General features: G+C 67.3%; 21 protein-coding genes. 4 read left to right on the plus strand and 17 right to left on the minus strand.

Annotation, left to right across the window (positions count from 1 at the left end; translation table 11 throughout):
* Window positions 1-176 precede the first annotated feature (176 nt).
* Together ARC63_RS03950 and ARC63_RS03955 are read left to right on the plus strand one after the other, a co-directional pair.
* Window positions 177-1,820, plus strand: coding sequence for a catalase (locus tag ARC63_RS03950; RefSeq protein WP_057502581.1), 1,644 nt, complete (start codon window positions 177-179; stop codon window positions 1,818-1,820).
* 108 nt (window positions 1,821-1,928) lie between these two features.
* Window positions 1,929-2,531 carry a DUF937 domain-containing protein gene (locus ARC63_RS03955; protein WP_010483234.1) on the plus strand — a complete coding sequence of 201 codons (603 nt, stop codon included), beginning with the start codon at window positions 1,929-1,931 and terminating at the stop codon, window positions 2,529-2,531.
* A gap of 72 nt (window positions 2,532-2,603) precedes the next feature.
* On the opposite strand, the gene ARC63_RS03960 is transcribed toward ARC63_RS03955, so the two are convergent.
* From ARC63_RS03960 to ARC63_RS03970, 3 genes are all read right to left on the minus strand, one after another.
* Entirely contained in the window at window positions 2,604-3,791 is a 1,188-nt protein-coding gene (locus ARC63_RS03960; protein WP_057502582.1) for a glycoside hydrolase family 5 protein, read from the minus strand.
* Window positions 3,792-3,904: 113 nt separating this feature from the next.
* Entirely contained in the window at window positions 3,905-4,312 is a 408-nt protein-coding gene (locus ARC63_RS03965) for an RNA-binding S4 domain-containing protein (protein WP_010483238.1), read from the minus strand.
* A gap of 9 nt (window positions 4,313-4,321) precedes the next feature.
* On the minus strand, window positions 4,322-4,561 hold the full coding sequence (locus ARC63_RS03970; RefSeq protein WP_010483240.1) for a hypothetical protein: 240 nt from the start codon (window positions 4,559-4,561) through the stop codon (window positions 4,322-4,324).
* Window positions 4,562-4,623: 62 nt separating this feature from the next.
* Here ARC63_RS03970 and ARC63_RS03975 point away from each other — a divergent pair, with 62 nt between their 5' ends.
* Window positions 4,624-6,096, plus strand: a complete 1,473-nt coding sequence (locus ARC63_RS03975) for an MATE family efflux transporter (RefSeq protein ID WP_057502583.1) — start codon at window positions 4,624-4,626, stop codon at window positions 6,094-6,096.
* Between the two features lie 74 nt (window positions 6,097-6,170).
* Here ARC63_RS03975 and ARC63_RS03980 read toward each other — a convergent pair whose 3' ends face one another.
* From ARC63_RS03980 to ffh, 10 genes are all read right to left on the minus strand, one after another.
* Window positions 6,171-6,578 (minus strand): DUF1801 domain-containing protein, encoded by a 408-nt coding sequence (locus tag ARC63_RS03980; RefSeq protein ID WP_057502584.1) that lies wholly within the window; start codon window positions 6,576-6,578, stop codon window positions 6,171-6,173.
* 38 nt (window positions 6,579-6,616) lie between these two features.
* Entirely contained in the window at window positions 6,617-7,051 is a 435-nt protein-coding gene (locus ARC63_RS03985; RefSeq protein WP_057502585.1) for a DUF1801 domain-containing protein, read from the minus strand.
* A gap of 79 nt (window positions 7,052-7,130) precedes the next feature.
* Window positions 7,131-7,511, minus strand: coding sequence for a DUF6404 family protein (locus tag ARC63_RS03990; RefSeq protein WP_057502586.1), 381 nt, complete (start codon window positions 7,509-7,511; stop codon window positions 7,131-7,133).
* A gap of 82 nt (window positions 7,512-7,593) precedes the next feature.
* Window positions 7,594-7,995 carry a 50S ribosomal protein L19 gene (rplS, locus tag ARC63_RS03995; RefSeq protein WP_005415736.1) on the minus strand — a complete coding sequence of 134 codons (402 nt, stop codon included), beginning with the start codon at window positions 7,993-7,995 and terminating at the stop codon, window positions 7,594-7,596.
* Window positions 7,996-8,149: 154 nt separating this feature from the next.
* Complete coding sequence (gene trmD / locus ARC63_RS04000; RefSeq protein ID WP_057502587.1) at window positions 8,150-8,908, minus strand: tRNA (guanosine(37)-N1)-methyltransferase TrmD; 759 nt, start codon at window positions 8,906-8,908, stop codon at window positions 8,150-8,152.
* A gap of 8 nt (window positions 8,909-8,916) precedes the next feature.
* Window positions 8,917-9,429 carry a ribosome maturation factor RimM gene (rimM, locus tag ARC63_RS04005; RefSeq protein WP_010483256.1) on the minus strand — a complete coding sequence of 171 codons (513 nt, stop codon included), beginning with the start codon at window positions 9,427-9,429 and terminating at the stop codon, window positions 8,917-8,919.
* Window positions 9,430-9,473: 44 nt separating this feature from the next.
* Window positions 9,474-9,734: a 30S ribosomal protein S16 gene (gene rpsP, locus ARC63_RS04010; RefSeq protein ID WP_005415733.1), complete on the minus strand. Its 261-nt coding sequence runs from the start codon at window positions 9,732-9,734 to the stop codon at window positions 9,474-9,476.
* A gap of 130 nt (window positions 9,735-9,864) precedes the next feature.
* Window positions 9,865-10,647 carry an aminotransferase class IV family protein gene (locus ARC63_RS04015; protein ID WP_057502588.1) on the minus strand — a complete coding sequence of 261 codons (783 nt, stop codon included), beginning with the start codon at window positions 10,645-10,647 and terminating at the stop codon, window positions 9,865-9,867.
* Window positions 10,644-11,720: an NAD(P)H-dependent flavin oxidoreductase gene (locus tag ARC63_RS04020; RefSeq protein WP_057502589.1), complete on the minus strand. Its 1,077-nt coding sequence runs from the start codon at window positions 11,718-11,720 to the stop codon at window positions 10,644-10,646. The genes ARC63_RS04015 and ARC63_RS04020 overlap by 4 nt, the downstream gene beginning before the upstream one ends.
* Before the next feature lie 144 nt (window positions 11,721-11,864).
* The gene (gene ffh, locus ARC63_RS04025; RefSeq protein ID WP_010483267.1) at window positions 11,865-13,241 is read right to left on the minus strand and encodes a signal recognition particle protein; all 1,377 of its coding nucleotides are present in this window, start codon (window positions 13,239-13,241) and stop codon (window positions 11,865-11,867) included.
* Window positions 13,242-13,363: 122 nt separating this feature from the next.
* On the opposite strand from ffh, the gene ARC63_RS04030 reads away from it, so the two are divergent.
* A complete protein-coding gene (locus ARC63_RS04030) occupies window positions 13,364-14,158 on the plus strand; it encodes a cytochrome C assembly family protein (protein WP_010483269.1) in 795 nt (264 codons plus the stop codon).
* 41 nt (window positions 14,159-14,199) lie between these two features.
* Here the strand turns inward: ARC63_RS04030 and ARC63_RS04035 are convergent, their stop codons facing one another.
* From ARC63_RS04035 to radA, 4 genes are all read right to left on the minus strand, one after another.
* Window positions 14,200-14,658, minus strand: coding sequence for a YqhG/Tai3 family protein (locus ARC63_RS04035; RefSeq protein WP_049411349.1), 459 nt, complete (start codon window positions 14,656-14,658; stop codon window positions 14,200-14,202).
* Window positions 14,659-14,752: 94 nt separating this feature from the next.
* The gene (locus tag ARC63_RS04040; RefSeq protein ID WP_057502590.1) at window positions 14,753-17,059 is read right to left on the minus strand and encodes a tetratricopeptide repeat protein; all 2,307 of its coding nucleotides are present in this window, start codon (window positions 17,057-17,059) and stop codon (window positions 14,753-14,755) included.
* Window positions 17,060-17,107: 48 nt separating this feature from the next.
* Complete coding sequence (locus tag ARC63_RS04045) at window positions 17,108-18,964, minus strand: ATP-binding protein (protein WP_049411354.1); 1,857 nt, start codon at window positions 18,962-18,964, stop codon at window positions 17,108-17,110.
* 239 nt (window positions 18,965-19,203) lie between these two features.
* On the minus strand, window positions 19,204-20,292 hold a 1,089-nt coding region (gene radA / locus ARC63_RS04050; RefSeq protein WP_057502591.1), incomplete at its 5' end, for a DNA repair protein RadA.

The raw sequence follows: 20,292 nt of genomic DNA on the forward strand, positions 1-20,292 counted from the left end.
AGCGCTTGGCCTCCTGCCTCGCAGGAGGCCCATCGAAAGATTTCGCAGATCTGATTCTGAGTTTCAATTGACAGAATCTATCAACCTGAACGAATCATTCGATTATTCATTTCATCTGGCGCTAGCTAAAGTCGAGTGAAGATGTTCCACCCCGTCTTCACCCGCAGGAGCCAGCCATGAGCCAGTCCGATAACAACAGCCCCAAATGCCCGTATCACGCCGCGCCGTCGCCTGCGGAAGGCGCCCAGCAGCAGCGCGAGCTGAGCACCACGCCGAAACAGAAGCAGGGCGATGATCCGGTGACCCCGATGACCACGGCCTTCGGCGCGCCGGTGGTGGACAACCAGAACAGCAAGACCGCCGGCCCACGCGGCCCGCTGCTGATGGAAGACGTCTGGCTGCTGGAAAAGCTGGCCAACCTCAACCGCGAGATCATTCCCGAGCGTCGCATGCACGCCAAGGGCTCGGGCGCGTTCGGTACCTTCACCGTCACCCACGACATCAGCAAGTACACCCGCGCCAAGCTGTTCGAGAAGGTCGGCAAGCAGACCGAGATGTTCGCCCGCTTCACCACGGTGGCCGGCGAGCGTGGCGCCGCCGATGCCGAGCGTGACATCCGCGGCTTCGCGCTGAAGTTCTACACCGAAGAAGGCAACTGGGACCTGGTCGGCAACAACACGCCGGTGTTCTTCCTGCGCGACCCGCGCAAGTTCGCCGACCTCAACAAGGCCGTGAAGCGCGACCCGCACACCAACCTGCGCAGCGCGCGCAACAACTGGGATTTCTGGACGCTGCTGCCCGAAGCCCTGCTGCAGGTGACCGTGGTGATGAGCGATCGCGGCATCCCGCGCAGCTTCCGCCACATGCACGGCTTCGGCTCGCACACCTACAGCTTCACCAACGCCGACAGTGAGCGCTTCTGGGTCAAGTTCCACTTCGTCAGCCAGCAGGGCATCGAATCGCTGACCGACGCGCAGGCGCAGATCCTGGTCGGCCATGACCGCGAAAGCCACGGCCGCGACCTGTTCGCCGCGATCGAGAAGGGTGACTTCCCGAAGTGGAAGCTGTTCATCCAGGTCATGCCGGAACTGGATGCGGAAACCTACCGCGTGCACCCGTTCGACCTGACCAAGGTGTGGCCGAAGAGCGACTACCCGCTGATCGAAGTGGGCCAGTTCGAACTGAACCGCAACCCGGTCAACTGGTACCAGGACGTGGAGCAGTCAGCGTTCGCACCGAGCAACCTGGTGCCGGGCATCGGCCCGTCGCCGGACAAGATGCTGCAGGCGCGCCTGTTCGCCTACTCCGATGCGCAGCGCTACCGCCTGGGCGTGAACCACCACCAGATTCCGGTGAACGCAGCGCGCTGCCCGGTGCACAGCAACCACCGCGACGGTGCGATGCGCGTGGACGGCAACTACGGCGGCCTGCCGCACTACGAGCCGAACAGCTACGGCCAGTGGCAGGAGCAGCCGGAGTACCGCGAGCCGCCGATGAAGATCCGCGGCGACGCCGACTTCTGGAACTTCCGTGAGGACGACGCCGACTACTTCAGCCAGCCCGGTGCGCTGTTCCGCAGCTACAACCAGGCACAGAAGGACCGCCTGTTCGCCAACACCGCCCGTGCCCTGGGCGATGCGCCGGACTTCATCAAGCAGCGCCACATCGACAACTGCAGCAAGGCCGACCCGGCCTACGGTGCCGGTGTGGCCGCGGCGCTGAAGGCGCTGGCCAGCCAGCCGTCGGATCCGTTCAAGCCGGCCCAGCCGGAAGCGGAGTTCCCCACCGCCACCCCGGGCGCCGAAGACATCGAGCTCTGATCGCCCTCCCCCGTGAACGGCACGCCGCCTCCCTGCGAGGCGGCGTCGCCGTTTTAACGGTCCGCGTCGTACCTTCTGCACGCCCAACCCCAATCAAGGATCCCGCAGATGAGCCTGACCGATGAACTTCTCGCCAAGTTGCAGGGCGCCCCGCTGCAGCAGGTGTCGCAGCAGCTCGGCATCAGCGATACCCAGGCTTCCGGCGCGATCAGTGCCGCGCTGCCGGTGCTGATGGGCGCGCTGGGCAACAACGCCTCGCAGCCGCAGGGCGCGCAGGCACTGCTCGGCGCCTTGCAGAACAACCACAGTGGCCTGGACCTGGGCAGCGTGCTCGGCTCGGTGCTGGGTGGCGGCGGCGGCGGTGCCGCCAGCGATGGCGCCGGCATCCTCGGCCACATCTTCGGCGGCAGCCAGCAGAAGGTGGAAACCGGCCTGGCCCAGGCCACCCAGCTCGACAGCGGCCGCACCAGCCAGCTGCTGCAGATCCTCGCGCCGATCGTGATGGCCTTCCTTGCCCAGCGCCTCGGTGGCGGCCAGGCCGATGCCGGCTCGCTCAGCCAGGCCCTGGGCCAGGAAAAGCAGCAGGTGCAGCAACAGGGCGGTCTTGCCGGTGGCCTGCTCGGCAGCCTGCTGGACCAGGACGGTGACGGCCAGCTCGGCGTGGGCGATCTGCTCAAGATCGGCGGCAGCCTGCTGGGTGGCAAGCGCTGAACGATGCCGCCGCCGGGCGTGGCCCGGCGTGATCGGCATCTCCATGGGACGCGCCGGGCAATGCCCGGCGTCTTACCGGTTGCCCGCCTTCAACCGCTCCAGGATCGGCGCAAACACCGGTGCCTTCATCGAACGCGGCGGCGCCACGGTCTTCCCCTTCTCCTGCGCCTGCCAGTACGACCACGGCAGCGGACTGTCGCCCAGCTCGTAGTCCATGCCATCCCAGCCATCCTCGCGGAACGCGTAGAAGGCCCAGTGCACCTTGTCCTGCTCCAGCACCTGCAGCACGTCCTGCAGGTAGCGGCCGCAGTCGGGCCAGCGCCGCATGCAGCCGAATTCGCCGACCACCATGCGGTTGGCCCTCACGCCGTGCGTCTTCGCCCAGTCCATCGGCTGCTGCAGGTAACTGCGGACCCGCGCGGCATCCCAGCGTTCGATGTGTTCGCCAAACGGCACCATGCCTGGGTAGCGATACGGCGTGGTGCGCTTCTGGTTAGGCGCGCTGGTTGCGGCATACGGCTCATACATGTGCACGCTGTACAGCAGTTTCGAATCTGCCAGCGGCGCCGGCCAGTAGTTGAAACCGTCGGCAGCGGCGTACCAGCCGGCATCCAGCATCAACGGCATGTCCGCATCGACCGCACGGATGCTGGCGATCAGTTCCGAATAGAAGCGGCGCAGATCGCGTGGACCGTCTTCCACACCGGCGTACCACTGCTGCATGGCCGCGGCCGAGGCATGCTCGGCCAGGCCAGCACCATACTCGGGAACCGGCTCGTTGATCAGGTTGTAGGCGGCCAGTGCGGGATGGCCCTTCAATGCCGTGGCAAGGTCGCTCCAGAAGCGCCGGGCCGGCGCGTGATTGTCGAAGGACTGCCACAGGCGCGGATCGACCTTGTCGCCGTTGTGCTGCTTCCAGCGCAGCAACGGCAACGACAAAGGAGTCAGCACCACTTTCAGCCCAGCCGCGTCGGCATCATCCAGCACCCGCCGCAGCGTGGCCAGGTCGGCCGGAACCAGGCTACGGTAGTCGTCGGCGTTGCCAATCAGGAAGTCACGCCCGCCCTGCCCCTTCCACTTGTCCGTTACCAGCCGTACCCAGGTCGCACCGGTCGCGCGCAGGGCCTCGAAGTAGCTCCGGTCCGGAGGCGACATGTTCATGCTGTTGCCCCCGCGCTGCGGAGTGTCCCAGAACGTGATGTCGGCCGCGTGCAATGGCGCGGCGGCAAGCAGGGACAGGCATAACAGCATGCGATGCATGGGCAGGCTTCCAGAAAGTGGACTTCCAGCCTGCCCCGCCCTTTCCGAATGCACCGTGACTCACGCCTCCTCTCGCGCCGCGATAGGAACCATGCACCGGAATCGCCGTTCGGTCAGAGCGCGTCGATATCGCCCAGCGCGCGGATCAACCGCCGCGCGCGCTTGTCCGGTTTGTGCTCTGGCGGTTGGAACCCATCGCGTGCGGCGATGCGCAGCGCACGCTGTTCGGCACGACGGGCCTTGGAGGCCTCGCTCTCGGCATACAGCTGCTGCGCCGCCGGTGCGGGCCCGCGCTGGTCGCTCAGGCCGAGCACCCGGATCTCGAAATGCTCTTCGCCGCGATCCACCTGCAGCTGCTCACCCACACGCACCGCGCGCGAGGATTTCGGACGCTGGCCCGCGACGCTGACCTTGCCGGTTTCGATGGCCTGCTTGGCCAGGCTGCGGGTCTTGAAGAAGCGGGCCGCCCACAACCAGATGTCCAGGCGGACACTGGGCGACAGCGGGGAAAGCTCGGTCATCGGCAGGGACTACTCCGTTCGCTTGTTCAGGGGACGCGGGTTGTCGGGATCGGTGCGGCAGCCGCTGCCCCCGATCAGGGTAGGTACGCCGGCGGAAAGATCCTGGCGCTGGCTGCCGACCAGGCACTCAGGGCGGTCGGTTGGCCGCACCTGGGTATCGCCCAGCCGGTCACCTGTCGAACATGCGGCCAGTGCGGCGCCGATCAAGGCCAGCGCCACGCTCCGCTTCATCTGCAGTCGTTGATGCATTGCCACATCCTGCAAACCGGCTTGGTGCTAGTGTGCGCCTCCCGGGATTCGATCACCACTCCATGGCCAAAGCGCCGATTGACCTGACCTCCGGCCCGATCGGCCGCAATCTCCTGCTGTTTTCCCTGCCGATCCTGGCAGGCAACATCGCGCAGTCGCTGAACGGTTCGGTGAATGCGGTCTGGGTCGGGCGCTTCCTCGGCGAGGCGGCACTGACCGCCACCGCGAACGCCAACAACATCATGTTCTTCCTGATCGGCTCGGTGTTCGGCTTCGGCATGGCCTCGACCATCCTGATCGGCCAGGCCATCGGCGCGCGCGACATCGCGCAGGCGCGGCGCGTGGTTGGCACCAGCGCCACCTTCTTCATCGGCCTGTCGGTGATCATCGCCATCGCCGGCTGGTTCATGGCCCATCCGCTGCTGGCGGCGATGGGCACGCCGGCCGCCTCGCTGCCGCTGGCCGAGGTCTACCTGCAGATCATCTTCCTGGCGATGCCGACGCTGTATGCGTTCGCCTTCCTCACCGCCGCGCTGCGCGGTGCCGGTGACTCGCGCACGCCGTTCCGTTTCCTGATGGTCTCGGTGGCACTGGACATCGTGCTGAACCCGGTACTGATCTTCGGCATGGGCCCGTTCCCGGCGCTGGGCATTGCCGGCTCGGCCTGGGCCACGCTGGTCGCGCAGACGCTGTCGCTGGCCGGCCTGCTGCTGTACATGCGGCACAAGCGCCACACGCTGTGGCTGGGCCGTGCCGACATGCGCCTGTTCAAGCTCGACCTGGCCATCCTCAAGGCGCTGGTGGTCAAGGGCGTACCGATGGGCCTGCAGATGGTGCTGATCTCGCTGTCGGTGATCCTGCTGATGACCATGGTCAACCAGTACGGTACCGACACCGGCGCGGGCTACGGCGCCGCGCTGCAGCTGTGGAACTACCTGCAGATGCCGGCGATGGCGATCGGCGCCGCGTGCTCGTCGATGGCCGCGCAGAACGTCGGTGCGCAGCGCTGGGACCGCGTGCGCGGCACCGCGCGCCAGGGCGTGCTGTTCAATTTCCTGCTGACCGGCGCGCTGATCCTGCCGCTGGTGGTGTTCGATCGCCAGCTGCTGGCCCTGTTCCTGCCGCCGGCCAGCCAGGCGCTGGACATCGCCCGCCACCTCAACCACGTGGTGATCGGCTCGTTCCTGTTCTTCGGCGTCAGCTTCGTGATCTCCGGCGTGGTGCGCTCCACCGGCGCGGTGATTCCGCCGCTGCTGATCCTGGCCGGTTCGCTGTGGGGCGTGCGCGTGCCGTTCGCCGAGCTGCTGCAGCCGTACTGGGGCGCCGATGCGATCTGGTGGAGCTTCCCGGTCAGTTCGCTGGTGTCGATGCTGCTGTCGCTGGCGTATTACCGCTGGGGTGGCTGGCGCAAGGCGAAGATGATGGGCAAGCCTTCGCACGCCGAAGAACTGGCCACGCCGTCGGAAATTCCGGCCTGCCCACCGTCGCCGGTGGCCGACCCGGATGCCGCGCTGGATGCCACTCCGCCGCGCTGAGGTGGGTGCGGACCGTTGGTCCGCACAGGCGCGGCCCTCCAAGCCGGGCATGGGCTCGGCGCTACAGGAGGCGGTCAGCGTTTCTTCTTCGCCGCGTTGAACGCCGCCGCCGCGCGCAGCAACGCCTTCAACGCAGCGGCATTCGGCATCGCACCTTCATGGATGTCGATCGCGCGCCGCGTGTTGCCCTCCAGGCTGGCGTTGAACAGGCCTTTCGGATCGGCCAGCGCCGCCCCGTTGGCGAAGGTCAGCTTCACCGCCTGCTTGTAGGTCTCGCCGGTGCACAGGATGCCGTTGTGCTCCCACACCGGTGTACCGCGCCACTTCCAGGTTTCCTGCACGTCCGGCAGCGCTTCATGGATCAACGCACGCACGCGTGCCAGCACTTTGCCACGCCAGTCGCCCAGTTCGGCGATGCGCGCATCGATCAGTTCAGTTGCCGGGGTTCCGGCATCGGCAGGGTTCGGTGCATGCGTGGCCATCAGCAGCTCTCGTCGGGGAGGAAACCAGAACGTCGGGGTTACATGCGCTCACCGGGCAGCGCGGCGGCCTGGCGCACCCAGTCGAGGAACTGCGCTTCATCCGGCGCGCCATCCTGCGGGATGTGCAGGTAGCGCGTATCGGCACTCTTGGACGGCTCCGGCGGCACGGGCGTCAGTGCAGCGCCGCGGAAGAACGCCACCTTGATGTAGCGGGTGAAGCAATGGAAGCTGAGAAACCAGCCTTCGCCCGCGGCCACCGCATACATCGGCGAGTTCCACTTCACCGCCTTGTGCACCCCGGGTACGGCTTGTTCAATCAGCGCATCCAGCTGTTCGCCGATCAGACGCTTCCAGTCCGGCATCGCCGCGATATACGCCTGCACCGGGGCATTGCCCTCGCCCTTGGCGATCTGCGGATTGCCGCCGGACAACAGCGTGGGCGCGGCGGAAGGTGCGGTTCGCTTGGCAGGCATCGCACGGCACGTCCATCGGGATGGAACCGCAGCCTAGCGCGACCCTTACCTGGCGGTCACGGCGCAGTGCGCCATCGGCTCAGTCCGCCTGCCGCGCGCGGAACTGCCGCCAGTCCGGCAGCTTGCGGTGGCGGCGCAGCGAGCGCATCAGGGCCGCCATCACCACGCCGAACAGCGCACCGGCCAACAGCCCGGCCACCAGCAACAGCGCCAGCGGGCGCTCGCTGCCCTGCCACAGCATCAGCCACATCAGCGCGGTCCAGAACAGCCCAAACAACAGGCCCTGCACCAGCGCGTTGGTGCCGAAGCCGGCCAGAATCGGCGGTGGCAGTGCGATGCCCACGCGCCACAGCAGGCGATGCAGCAACGGCGCCGATTGCACGCGTGCCAGCCCCTTGCCGTCGAGGAAGCGCAACGCCGACTGGATCACGGGCGGATAGTGCCGGCTGATGTCATTCATCACCCGATCGTGACCGATGCGATGCCGGAAACGCAAACGGCCACCCGAAGGTGGCCGTTGCGGCAACAACCGAAGTTGTTTATCAGGCCTTGTCGGCCAGACGGGCAGCCTTGGCGGCAGCAGCGGCAGCCAGGTCTTCCTTGATGCGGGCAGCCTTGCCTTCCAGGCCACGCAGGTAGTACAGCTTGCCGGCGCGGACCTTACCACGACGCTTCACTTCGACCGAGTCGATGATGGCGCTGTGGGTCTGGAACACGCGCTCGACGCCGTAGCCGTGCGAGATCTTGCGGACGGTGAACGAGGAGTTCAGGCCAGCATTCTTGGTGGCGATGACGACGCCTTCGTAGGCCTGCACGCGCTCGCGGCTGCCTTCCTTCACCTTCACGTTGACGACAACGGTGTCGCCCTGGCTGAACTTCGGCAGTTCACGGGTGATCTGGGCGGATTCGAATTCCGCGACGATGGACTTGTTCAGCTTGCTCATGGGTTACACCGATTCTTGTTCGGGTGGGCGTGTCGTATCGACAACGTAGGCTCATGCAGTCACCGGACTGTGCTGCACGTTTGTTTTGGGTACTGCGCGCGCCGACCAGGGTCGACGGGAATTGGCCATGATAGCCGATAAGGCCAGCCCTGCGCTAGGGGCTGGCCTTGTGTTTCCGGGCTTGGCGGGCCTGGTCCAGCAGCTTGCGGTCGGCCTTGCCCAGCGCCTGTTCATCCAGCAGGTCCGGGCGTCGCTGGGCGGTACGGACCAGCGACTGCTGGCGGCGCCAGGCGGCGATGGCCGCGTGGTTGCCCGAACGCAGCACGTCCGGCACATCCCCCAGCGGGTGCTGGGCCGGCTGGCTGTAGTGCGGGCAGTCGAGCAGGCCCAGGTCACCTTCGAAGCTGTCCTGGGCCGCCGATTCAGCGTCGTTCAGGGCCCCGTCCTGCAGCCGGGCCACGGCGTCGATGATCACCGCCGCGCCCAGCTCGCCACCGGACAGCACGTAGTCGCCGAGGGAAATCTCCTCGTCGACATTGGCCTCCAGGAAACGCTCATCAATGCCCTCATAGCGGCCGCAGAGCAGGACCATGCGCGGCAGCGCCGCCAGTTCCCGCACCTTGGCCTGGGTCAACGGCGCCCCCTGCGGGCTGAGGTAGATCACCCGCGCCGGGGTCGGATCAGCATCGCGGATCGCCTGCAGGCAGGCCTGCAACGGCTCGATCAGCATCACCATGCCCGGGCCGCCGCCGAACGGACGGTCGTCCACCCGGCGGTAGTTGCCTTCGGCGTAATCACGGGGGTTCCAGCCATGCAGGCTGAACAACCCCTTCTCCTGCGCGCGCCCGACCACGCCCAGTCCAGCGGACTGGGCGAGGAACTCGGGGAACAGGGTGATGACGTCGAAACGCATGCTCACACTCAGAACTCGGGATCCCAGTCGACCACGACCAGGTTGGCCTCGAAGTCGACCGATTTGACGAAGTCCGGCTGCACGAACGGAATCATCCGCTCGCGGTCACCCCGGACCACCACCACGTCGTTGGCGCCGGTGCTGAACAGATGCGAGACCTGGCCCAGGGCAACGCCCTCGGTGGTCTTCACATCCAGGCCTTCCAGGTCCACCCAGTAGTACTCGTCCGGCTTCGGCGGCGGCAATGCACTGCGGGCCACGTAGATCTCGGTGCCGTGCATCGCTTCGACGGTATCGCGGTCCTCGACGCCGGGGAAACGGGCGACCAGGTGCTTGCCGCTGTCGCGGCCGCGTACACCTTCAATCGTGGTTTCCACGCCGGACGGGCTGCGCACGATCCACGGCTGGTAACGGAAAATGGCGGAACGTGGCTCGGTCCAGGACTCGAGCTTGATCTCGCCGCGCACACCAAAAGCGCCGACAACCCTGCCCAGCAGGATGCGGCGCTCGATATCTTTCATCTGCTTCAACCAAGAGGGCCACGCCGAAGCGTGGCCCGTCAGGATCAGGCCGCAGCGGCCTGGGACTTGGTCGCTTCCTTGATCAGGTTGCGGACCTTGTCGGTCGGCTGGGCGCCGTTCTTGACCCAATGGTCAACGCGGGCCAGGTCCAGCTCGATGCGCTTCTCGGCGCCCTGGGCGACCGGGTTGTAGAAGCCAACGCGCTCGATGTTGCGGCCGTCGCGCGCGCTGCGCACGTCGGTGACGATGATGTGGTAGAACGGACGCTTCTTGGCGCCGCCGCGGGTCAGTCGAATCTTGACCATGGTGTTTTTCCTATTGCCCAGTCGCCAGGATGGCGAGGTAAGCGGGCGATTATAGCGGCAGAGCCCGGCCGAGCCAACCCCATGGGTGACCAGCCTTCACGGTAGTGCTGGGCCATGCCCGGCGGGCTTTTCACCCCAAACCGTCCCAAGCCACCGCCGCAAGCACCGCTCTGCCCTGTTCAGCCAGTGCCTGCGAGCCGGGCAGGACATGCCCGTCGATGGCCTCCAGCGCCCACAGACCGCTGGCGTTGCAGGCAAAAGCGGCTTTCACGCCGGCCATATCCGCCAGCCGCAATGGCTGCGTGGCCTGCGCCCCCGGCCAATGCTGCTTCAGCAGCGCCTCGGCGGTCCCGCGCAGGGCCGGCGCCTGCGGCCAGAGCAGCCGTTCACCATCGTGCACGGCCAGGTTCCAGGTGCTGCCTTCACTCATTTCGCCATCGACGGTCACGAACAGCACATCGTCGAATCCTTCCGCCATCGCCGCGCGGCGCTCGGCGAACAGGCCGAAGGTGCCCACATGTTTGATCTGCGGCAGTTCACGCTGCCAGGCCACGCTGCGCACACGCTTGGAGGCGGTCAGCGTCACCGGCGCGGACGCCGCCACCAGCACGTCCACGGGCACCGCCGCCAGCGGATTGCGGAAATCGAAGTGGCGCGAATACACCGTCACCCGCAACGAGGCATCGCCCTGCCCCGCTTGCCGCAGTGCCTGCACCATCCAAGCCCGCACCTGCGCCATATCCAGCTCGCTACCGAACAGCTCGCGCGTGGCATGCGACAGCCGCGCCAGATGCAGGTCCAGTCCCTGCACCGCGTGGTCGCGCACCTGCAGCGAGGTGAAGTGGCCGTAGTTGACGAGCGCCGGCAGCAGATCCTCCACCTGCGCCGGCTGACCGTTGCAGGTCAGCGTCATCGCAGCAGTGCCTGCGCCTGGCTCCACATGCCGCGCAGCACGTCTGCGGCCGGCTGTGCCGGCGCCATCCATGCCGACTGCCCGGCCCAGGCCTGCATCGCGGCCAGGCGGTTTTCCTGCACGGCCTGCTTGCGCATCGGCGCGGTCAGGCCGCGCTGCACCGGGTACGGACGCGGCGCCGGGGCGCCTTCTGCGGCGGCGGCGCGCACGTAGGGTGTCGCCAGACCACGGCCCAGACGACCGCTGAAGGCACGGGTCGGCCAGGTGTCTTCCGGTTCGCTGGCAGCCAGCCCATCGGCCCACGCCGAGGCGATCGCCGCTTCCGGCGTGCGCAGGAACGCGGTGCCGATCTGCACGGCGCTGGCGCCCAAGGTGAGTGCGGCGGCGATACCACGGCCATCGGCGATGCCGCCGGCGGCAATCACCGGGATGTGCAGGTGATCGGCCAGCCGCGGCAGCAGCGCGAACAGGCCGACCAGCTGGCGCTCGGCCATCGCCGGATCGAATGAACCACGATGCCCACCCGCTTCCACGCCCTGCGCCACCACGGCATCGGCACCGGCATCCTGGGCAGCGCGTGCTTCAGACAACGTGGTCGCGCACGCGATCCAGGCGACGCCGGCGTCCTTCAGCTGCTGCACGTGGCGCGGCAGCAGCACACCCATGATGGTCGAGGCCACCGCAGGACGCGCCGCCAGCAGCGCGGCGAACTGTTCTTCGAAGTCGGCGGGCGTGGCATCGGCGGCGCTGGCCGGCACGTCCGGGCCCCACTGCGCGAGGAAGGCGCGGCTGGCGGCCTCGGCGGCAACGTCACGGGTCGGCACGGGGTCAGGCACCCACAGGTTCACCTGTGCCGGGCCGGTGGAGGTCGCGCGGAAGTCCTCCATCCAGCGACCGATATCGGCAGATGACGACAGCACCGCGCCCATCGCACCCATGCTGCCGGCATTGGCCAACGCGGCCGACAACGGCACCGGACAGGCGCCGGCCATCGGTGCCAGCAGGATCGGAACGGAAACGTCAAAGCGCCGGCAGAACGCCTCGACGCGGGAAGATACAGCGGAACTCTGCATGACGGCCCATCGTTTCGGACAGGCCCCCATGGTGCGCGCAGCGCGGGGGTAGAGTCGAGCCTGCCCGGCGGCTTGTTGCATCGCCTGCGCGCCGCCGCCCGAGCACAGGCTCGGGCGCTACATCAGACTGCGACCGGGCCGTCATCAACGGAACGGCATGCCGCGGCCGCCCATGGCGCCCATCATGCCCTTCATGCTGCGCAACATGCCCTTCATGCCGCCGCCAGCCATCTTGCTCATCATCTTTTCCATCTGCATGTACTGCTTCATCAGCTTGTTGACGTCGGCCGGGGTCACGCCCGAGCCCTTGGCGATGCGCGCGCGGCGCGAGCCGTTGAGCAGGTTCGGATTGCGCCGTTCCTTCTTGGTCATCGAGTTGATGATGGCGATCATGCGCGGCACTTCCTTGCCCTGGCTGACCTGCTGCTTCAGATGGTCGGGGATGTTGCCCAGGCCCGGCAGCTTGTCCATCAGGCCGCCGATGCCGCCCATGTTCTGCATCTGCTCGAGCTGGTCACGCATGTCGTTCAGGTCGAACTTCTTGCCCTTGGCGACCTTCTCGGCCAGCTTGGCGGCCTTGTCCTTGTCGACCTGCTGTTCGACCTGCTCGACCAGCGACAGCACATCGCCCATGTCGAGGATGCGGCTGGCGATGCGGTCCGGGTGGAACACGTCCAGGCCTTCCGGCTTTTCGCTGACACCGACGAACTTGATCGGCTTGCCGGTGATGTAGCGCACGCTCAGCGCGGCACCGCCGCGGGCGTCGCCGTCGGTCTTGGTCAGCACCACGCCGGTCAGCGGCAGCGCATCGCCGAAGGCCTTCGCGGTGTTGGCTGCGTCCTGGCCGGTCATCGCGTCGACCACGAACAGGGTTTCGGCCGGGTTCACCGCCGCGTGCAGGGCCTTGATCTCGGCCATCATCGCTTCGTCGATGGCCAGGCGGCCGGCGGTATCGACCAGCAGTACGTCGACGAACGACTTGCGTGCATCGTCGATGGCGGCGCGCACGATGGCTTCCGGCTTCTGGTCGGCGCTGGACGGGAAGAACAGCACGCCGACCTGCTCGGCCAGGGTCTTCAGCTGCTCGATCGCGGCCGGACGATAAACGTCGGCCGACACCACCATCACCTTCTTCTTGCGCTTTTCCTTCAGGTGCTTGGCCAGCTTGCCCACCGTGGTGGTCTTGCCGGCACCCTGCAGGCCTGCCATCAGAATGATGGCCGGGGCCGGGACATTCAGGTTCAGGTCGCTGGCTTCAGCACCCATCACTGCGGTCAGCTCGTCGCGCACGACCTTGATCAGCGCCTGGCCCGGGGTCAGCGACTTCAGCACTTCCTGGCCGACCGCGCGCACCTTGATGCGCTCGATCAGCGCCTGCACCACCGGCAGCGCAACGTCGGCTTCAAGCAGCGCGATGCGCACTTCGCGGGTCGCCTCGCGGATGTTCTCCTCGGTCAGGCGGCCGCGGCCACGCAGGCGCTCGATGGTGCCGGAAAGGCGCTGGGTCAGGGACTCGAACATGCGACGCAACCTGTCTGAAAGCGGGGGACAATAAGGCAGACAGTATAACGGGTCCGCTCCCCTCGCCGGACTGCGACCACGGGGCCGTCGCCACTATCGCAGGGGTATGCGAAACTGCAACGATGACAATCGTTCTCATCGCCGTCCTGCTCTACCTGGCTGCCAGTGCCCTGCTGGTGCGCGCGCTCGGCCGCGATGAAAGCACCGGTTCCCCCACCTGGCTGTGGCCCGCCCTGCCGGCGATGCTGCTGCATGGCGGCTACCACGTGATGGTGGCGATGCGTACCAACGGCGGGCCGGACATGCATTTCTTCGCCGCGCTGTCGCTGGTCGGCCTGGGCATGGCGTGGCTGACCTCGCTGGTCGGCGCGCGTGGGCGGATGTCGGCACTGGGCGTGGTGGTGTTCCCGTTGGCCGCAGTGCTGCTGCTGGCCTACCACGGCTACGGCCACGAACCGAGCAAGGTGCTGGGCTGGCGCCTGGCCAGCCACGCCTGGCTGGCGCTGCTGGCCTACGCCACGCTGAGCATCGCCGCGCTGCTGGCGATCATGCTGTGGCTGCAGGAGCGCGCACTGCGCCGCCGCGAGTTCCGCCCGTGGCTGCGGGCGCTGCCGCCGCTGGCCGACCTGGAATCGCTGCTGTTCCGGGTGATCACCGTCGGCTTCGCGCTGCTGACCCTGACCCTGGTCACCGGCGTGCTGTTCGTCGACGACCTGCTGGCACAGAAGCTGGTACACAAGACCGTGCTGAGCGTGCTGTCGTGGATCGTGTTCGGCGTGCTGCTGATCGGCCGCCGCCGCTACGGCTGGCGCGGCATGAAGGCGGTGCACTGGACGCTGGCGGCGATGCTGTTGCTGCTGCTGGCGTTCTTCGGCAGCCAGTTCGTGATCGAGCTGGTGTTCGGGCATTCGCGATAGGCGGTGTGCCGACCAACGGTCGGCAGCCACCGGCGCTAACGTCAAGGCTGGGCCAGGATCTTCCGCACCGAACGGCCGCTGTTGGTGAGGATGTCATCGACCTGCCAGCAGCCCTGCCCCTGGCGCACCATCGATAGACGGGTCACGTAGGCCTTCTTCCAAACCGAATAGCGCATCTCGACCTCGCCGGCGGTGGCCGACGCCTCTTTCCAGCTGTAACGCACAGGGGTTTCGATGTCGCCGTCCTGCGCATCCAGCCACGGATCGGAATCGATCGTGCAGATGCCCTCTTCGCGCTGCTGGCAGGCGCGCTCGCCGCGCAGGGCCTTGCCGAAGCCGGGGCTGACCAGCGCGGGCGGCGGTTCCAGCAGGTCGCCATCGCCCGTCGTCGCTTCGTAGAACGCGCGGGCCACAGCTGCCGGTTCCTGGCAGGCGGGCGCGGCCTGTGCTGCTGGCGCCAGCAGCAGGCCGGCAATCATCAACATCCCTGTCTTTCGCATGTCCAATCCCTTTGGTCGTGATGGCGATCTGTTGTAGAGCCGAGCCCATGCTCGGCTGCGTTCCAGCATAAGCCGAGCGCAGGCTCGGCTCTACTTACAACCCGTAACGCTCGATCACATCCAGATGCGGCTGGCGGTCCTGGTCGCAGGCTTCGGCCAGCCGCAGCCAGCAGTGTGGGTGCGGCCACTTCGCGGTCTCCTGCTGCAGGAAGCGGTGCAGCGCCAGCGGTGCGTGGTCCTGCGGCTGCGCAACGGTGAACAGCACGCCCGGCAGGGTGCCTCCCTCCATGTCGGGGTCGGTCACGGTGTAGTCCGCGCGGCTGTGCGACCACACCTTCCAACCCTGTGCTTCGGCCGCCTCGACGAAGGCGTTCCAGGCTTCTTCGCCCGGGTGCGCGCCATCGACCAGCCAGCTGCGGGCAAAACCACCGCGTTCCAGCACATGGACCTGCGCATAGGTCGGAATGAAGTGCTCGCGGGCCTCTTCTTCCTCCGGTGCCGGGTGCACCAGCGCGGCATCAAACACCACCCAGTCGCCGACCTGCTGGGCACGGTTGGCCGGTGCGTTCTCGACGATGCGTGCGGTCACCGGGCCATTGCGACGGGCGTAGTACTCCATCGGCTCGCCATTCTCTTCACTGCGGATGATCACCCAGCCCCACGGCTCCTCGACCACGCCATCCTGGCTGGACAACTCCATGCCGATCGCCGCCGCCGAGCGGCGCACCGCATCCCAGTCGCGTGCCGCGCTGGCCGCACTCATGTGGTCCCAGTGCGCGGCGTTGGGTTCCTCCAGCAGCTCCACCAGCTGCGCATAGCAGGCCTGTGCTTCACGGAAACGGCCGGTTTCCATGTACATGCGCGCCAGCGTGCCCCGCGCGCCGTGCGAACCCGGCGAGGCGGCCAGCAGCGCCTGCGCGGCCTGCTCCAGCGCCGGCCAATCGGACACGCGACGTGCACGCTGCACCTCGCACCAGTGCGCGAACACCGGCACGCTGCCACGGTAGATCCCGGCCAGCTGACGCAGGCCCTCGTCGTCGCCCTGCTCGGTCAGCCAGCGCATCAGCGTGTAGGCGGCCGGGCCATCATCCTGATCGTGTGCGCGCACGAATCGCCACAGCAATGCGCGCGCTTCCGCCTGCGCACCACAGGCGCTCAATGCCGAGGCAGCCATCTCAGCCAGCGCCTCGTCATCGGGCAGCTGCGCCTGTGCCTGCAGCAGCCACTGGGCCTCGCGCTCCGGATCGCGCGACTGGTTCTGCTCCCCCTGCTCGTTCAGCCAGGCCAGCAGTTCGCTGGCCGGCACCGGCAGCGGCGCAACGTCAGGCAATGCATCGATACGCGCGGCCAGGTCGGCCACCAATGCTGCCGCACCACGGTCCTGGCGCAGCTGCGCCAGATGGGTACGCGCCAGTTCCAGCTGGCGCAGCGCCACCCAGCGTGCACCTCGCTGCAGCGCCAGTTCAAGGCTCAGCGCAGCGACTTCGATCAGCAGGCGGTGCGAGCCAACCTCGGCAAAGTGTTCGATGATGGTGTTGAAGCGCGTGCCCAGATCCCAGGTATTGCGTGCAGGATCGCGCCGGCACAGCGCTGCGGCCGTGTTCGCCCACAGTCGCCAGTAGGTAGGCGTCAGTTCGCTCCACGGCACCAGCTGCTGCACGGCCTCTTCGTCGCGGCCCAGCTGGGCCAGCGCCCATGCCTTGGACAGGCGGCGCGGCACCGTGCAGTTGGCCGGCTCGTACTCGCCCGACGCGGCCACTTCGGCCTCTCGCTTCTCGATCAGCAACAGCGCTTCTTCGGCGCGACCCATGCCCAGCAGGATCTTGATCTGCATTTCCGGGAAGCTGTCGAACACTTCCTTGCCGCAGGCCTCGATCGCATCCGACTGCACCTGCAGGTAATCCAGCGCATCCTGGCCGCGGCCATCATCCAGCAGCGCATCGGCCTTTTCGCAGCTCAGGCACTGGAAGCAGGCCCAGCTTGGATCGATGCGTGCAAGCGTTTCATCGCACACCTCGACACGTTCGGGAACCCAGCCCGGGCCATCGATGTTGCCGTAGCAGGCAGCCAGATCCTGGGTCACGCAGATCGACTGCGGGCACTCCATCGTGTCCTCACGATGCGCACGCTCGAACAGCGCCACGGCTTCGCCCAGCGCACTTTCGCCTTCGACGCGGTTGCCGACGCGATTGCGCAGCGCCCAGTGGCCGACGTAGACGTCGACCCACGGGTTGTCCAGCGCCTTGCCCAGCGCACGCGCTTCAGGCAGCAGCGCGTCGACGCGGTCGACACGCAGTTCGCTCACCTCGTCGGCGAGACGGTTCAGCAGGTGCGCGTTCTGCGCCTGGCCCGCCTGGCGCAGGTCACCCTGCAGTTTTTCGACCCAGTTCCAGATGTCCATGGGGTAAGTGCTCCTGTCTAGCGAAGGCTGGATGAGAAGGTACGGTGCTCAGCGCAGCATCTGCTGCAGGGCACCGGCGATATCGGTAAAGGCGCCGTTGAGATCCGGGCCGGGCGTAGTGTTCGCGCGTGCCAGCGGGCGGCCCTGCGCGGCGACGATGATCTTCAGTGAGCGCAGCAGGCGGGCTGCGGCTTCGGCCTGTGGATGCCCCTCGCGCTGGGCGCGCAACAGCGCCTGCACGGCCGGGTTGTCGAGGTTGAGGTACAGCCGCGACGGTGCGCGCGATTCGATGCGCGCGGTGAACTGCCGGGCCAGGCGCAGCGCGGCCATCGAAACGCGCTTGTCGTTCTCGTCGTCTTCCAGGCGCTGCTTCAGCTCGGCTTCGCGGTCGGGCACCACCACCACCGGCAGCGACTCGGGGCTGAAGCGTGCCGGCAGCAGCTGTTCGCCGTCACCGAGCTGCTCGCGCAGCCATGCCAGCTGCGCCTCGTCGAGGCTGTCATCGCTGCGGAACAGTGCACGGTTGCCCTGTTCGGTCCCCAATTCAACCAAGCGCAGGCCCTTGGCCTGGGCCCAACGGCGCAGGAACGGCACCACCGCATAGCGATGGCCGTGCGCGACCGGCACGCCCATCGCGCGGAACAGCATTTCCTCGAAGCCGCCGCCGTTGTCGAGGATCACGTGCACGGCGCCACGTGCGGGCAGCGCACTGGCCGGCAGGTCGCCCTGCGAGGTCGGCACGCGCACGTGTTCCAGCAACAGGTCGAACAGGCGATCATCGCACAGCGCTGCGCCCAGCAAGGCCTCATTGTGGCGCGTGAGAACGCGTCGCCAAGCCTCCGGCTGCTGCCGCGCGACGTCGGCCAGGCCATCAATCAGCGCTTCCAGCAGCGCATGCTGCACGGCGCGGTACTGGTCGTCGCGCTGCAGATCTTCGCGGCTGGCGGTAGGCGTCAGCCGCGAGGATTCGATCACCCCGCCAATGAACCCAGCCCAGGGCGGCAGCAGGTCGCGCGCATCGTCATCCAACAGCATGCCGCGCACGAACACCGACAGGTTGCGGTTGTCGCTGGTGCCGTAGGTAGCGCCGTCCTGCACCCACAGCAGGCCGGTGGCATCGCTGTTGCCATCGGCACGCAACGGCACGGTGACGATCGGCTCGAAATCGTGCTCGAAGCGCGCAGCGAACTGCAGCGCCTGGCGGCGCGCCTGCACCGGATGCAGAGCAACATCCCCCTGCCCACGCCACGGCGGCGGTTCGGGATTGAGCGCCTCGCCCGCAGCGCCGATGAAGATCGGTTCGGACAGCAGCGCGCAGTAACGGCCCAGCACCTCGTGCAGGCGCGCCTCGTTGGCCAGCGGCAGGAAGTCCGGATGCAACTCCAGTTCCACCTCGGTACCGATCGCGCGTGCCGGCACCTCACTGACGGTGTATTGCTCGGCGTTGCTGGACACATACAGATGGCCCAGTTCCGGCGTCTGGTACGAGGTGGTACGCACGCTGACCCGGCGCGCCAGCACGAAGGCCGAGAGGAAACCGAGGCCGAACATGCCGATCAGGCCTTCATCGTCCTCGCCGCCCTGGCGCAGGCCACGGGTGTAGCCGACGCCGACGGTAGCCAGGTAATCGTGGATCTCCTGGCGGGTCAGGCCAGCGCCGGTATCGGTGATGCGCAGTACGCCAGCGGCGGCATCGACCTGCACCGAAATGCGCGAAGGCACTTCGATGCCGGGCTGTTCGATGCGGCGACGGATGATCGAATCGTGCGCGTTCTGCACCAGCTCACGCAGCGCCACCACCGGGGTGGAATACAGGTGCTTGCCCAGCACCGTCATCAGTCCATTGAGATCGACCCCGGCGCGACGGATTTCGGCGTTGGGGGCGGTGAGCGCGGTGTCCTGCATGTAATCGTTTACTCCTGGGCACGGAAAGACGCCAGAGGGCGTCTTCGTCGAGCGGGAAAAACTAGCACAGGGAAGCTGACCGTTGCTGCATTGGACATGTGTAGAGCCGAGCCGATGCTCGGCTGCTGTTCGCTCTTTGTAGCGTCGAGCCATGCTCGGCTGCTGTTCGACCACCCGTCGACCATGGCTCGACGCTACAGAAAGCAGCCGAGCGTGGGCTCGGCTCTACAGTGCTGGCATCACGCCGCGTCGATGGCCTCGGACAGGCGCTCCACCGCGATCACTTCCATGCCTTTCACCGAACCGCCCTTCGGCGCATTGGCCTTGGGCACGATGGCGCGCTTGAAGCCATGGGTGGCCGCCTCGCGCAGGCGGTCTTCGCCATTGGGCACCGGCCGGATCTCGCCGGACAGACCGACTTCGCCGAAGGCAATGGTCTTCTCCGCCAGCGGCCGATCCTGCAGCGAGGACAGCACCGCCAGCAGCACCGGCAGGTCGGCCGCGGTCTCCTGCACGCGAATGCCACCGACCACATTGACGAACACATCCTGATCGCCGACCAGCACACCGCCGTGGCGATGCAGCACCGCCAGCAGCATGGCCAGCCGGTTCTGCTCCAGGCCAACCGCGACACGGCGCGGGTTCGACAGCGGCGACGCATCAACCAGCGCCTGCACCTCCACCAGCAGCGGCCGGGTGCCCTCGCGGGTGACCATCACGCAACTGCCCGGTTGATGGGTGCTGCCACCGGACAGGAAGATCGCCGATGGGTTGGAGACCTCCTTCAGGCCCTTGTCGCCCATCGCGAACACGCCCAGCTCGTTGACTGCACCGAAGCGGTTCTTGAAAGCGCGCAGCAGGCGGAAGCGGCTGCCGCTCTCGCCTTCGAAATACAGCACCGCATCGACCATGTGTTCGAGCACGCGCGGGCCGGCGATGCCGCCCTCCTTGGTCACGTGACCGACCAGGAACACGGCGGTGCCGGTTTCCTTGGCGAAGCGCACCAGCCGCGCAGCACTCTCGCGTACCTGGCTGACCGAGCCCGGCGCGGCGGTCAGGCTCTCGGTCCACAGGGTCTGCACGGAGTCGGCCACAATCAGCCGCGGGCCGGCCTTGGACGCATGCTGCAGGATCGACTCGACGCCGGTCTCGGCCAGCGCATTGACGCCATCCAGCGGCAGCTCCAGGCGATGCGCGCGGCCAGCCACCTGCGCCAGCGACTCCTCGCCGGTGACGTACAGCACCGGCAGCTCGGCCGCCATCTTCGCCACCGCCTGCAGCAGCAGGGTCGACTTGCCGATGCCGGGGTCGCCACCGACCAGCACCAC

It is taken from the genome of Stenotrophomonas geniculata ATCC 19374 = JCM 13324 (genome assembly GCF_001431625.1).
GTDB classification, from domain to species: domain Bacteria; phylum Pseudomonadota; class Gammaproteobacteria; order Xanthomonadales; family Xanthomonadaceae; genus Stenotrophomonas; species Stenotrophomonas geniculata.

Coding starts and splice junctions, on each gene's coding strand:
- ARC63_RS03950 (WP_057502581.1), top strand. CDS start 177: ATGAGCCAGTCCGATAACAACAGCCCCAAATGCCCGTATCACGCCGCG.
- ARC63_RS03955 (WP_010483234.1), top strand. CDS start 1,929: ATGAGCCTGACCGATGAACTTCTCGCCAAGTTGCAGGGCGCCCCGCTG.
- ARC63_RS03960 (WP_057502582.1), bottom strand. CDS start 3,791: ATGCATCGCATGCTGTTATGCCTGTCCCTGCTTGCCGCCGCGCCATTG.
- ARC63_RS03965 (WP_010483238.1), bottom strand. CDS start 4,312: ATGACCGAGCTTTCCCCGCTGTCGCCCAGTGTCCGCCTGGACATCTGG.
- ARC63_RS03970 (WP_010483240.1), bottom strand. CDS start 4,561: ATGCATCAACGACTGCAGATGAAGCGGAGCGTGGCGCTGGCCTTGATC.
- ARC63_RS03975 (WP_057502583.1), top strand. CDS start 4,624: ATGGCCAAAGCGCCGATTGACCTGACCTCCGGCCCGATCGGCCGCAAT.
- ARC63_RS03980 (WP_057502584.1), bottom strand. CDS start 6,578: ATGGCCACGCATGCACCGAACCCTGCCGATGCCGGAACCCCGGCAACT.
- ARC63_RS03985 (WP_057502585.1), bottom strand. CDS start 7,051: ATGCCTGCCAAGCGAACCGCACCTTCCGCCGCGCCCACGCTGTTGTCC.
- ARC63_RS03990 (WP_057502586.1), bottom strand. CDS start 7,511: ATGAATGACATCAGCCGGCACTATCCGCCCGTGATCCAGTCGGCGTTG.
- rplS (WP_005415736.1), bottom strand. CDS start 7,995: ATGAGCAAGCTGAACAAGTCCATCGTCGCGGAATTCGAATCCGCCCAG.
- trmD (WP_057502587.1), bottom strand. CDS start 8,908: ATGCGTTTCGACGTCATCACCCTGTTCCCCGAGTTCCTCGCCCAGTCC.
- rimM (WP_010483256.1), bottom strand. CDS start 9,429: ATGAAAGATATCGAGCGCCGCATCCTGCTGGGCAGGGTTGTCGGCGCT.
- rpsP (WP_005415733.1), bottom strand. CDS start 9,734: ATGGTCAAGATTCGACTGACCCGCGGCGGCGCCAAGAAGCGTCCGTTC.
- ARC63_RS04015 (WP_057502588.1), bottom strand. CDS start 10,647: ATGACGCTGACCTGCAACGGTCAGCCGGCGCAGGTGGAGGATCTGCTG.
- ARC63_RS04020 (WP_057502589.1), bottom strand. CDS start 11,720: ATGCAGAGTTCCGCTGTATCTTCCCGCGTCGAGGCGTTCTGCCGGCGC.
- ffh (WP_010483267.1), bottom strand. CDS start 13,241: ATGTTCGAGTCCCTGACCCAGCGCCTTTCCGGCACCATCGAGCGCCTG.
- ARC63_RS04030 (WP_010483269.1), top strand. CDS start 13,364: ATGACAATCGTTCTCATCGCCGTCCTGCTCTACCTGGCTGCCAGTGCC.
- ARC63_RS04035 (WP_049411349.1), bottom strand. CDS start 14,658: ATGCGAAAGACAGGGATGTTGATGATTGCCGGCCTGCTGCTGGCGCCA.
- ARC63_RS04040 (WP_057502590.1), bottom strand. CDS start 17,059: ATGGACATCTGGAACTGGGTCGAAAAACTGCAGGGTGACCTGCGCCAG.
- ARC63_RS04045 (WP_049411354.1), bottom strand. CDS start 18,964: ATGCAGGACACCGCGCTCACCGCCCCCAACGCCGAAATCCGTCGCGCC.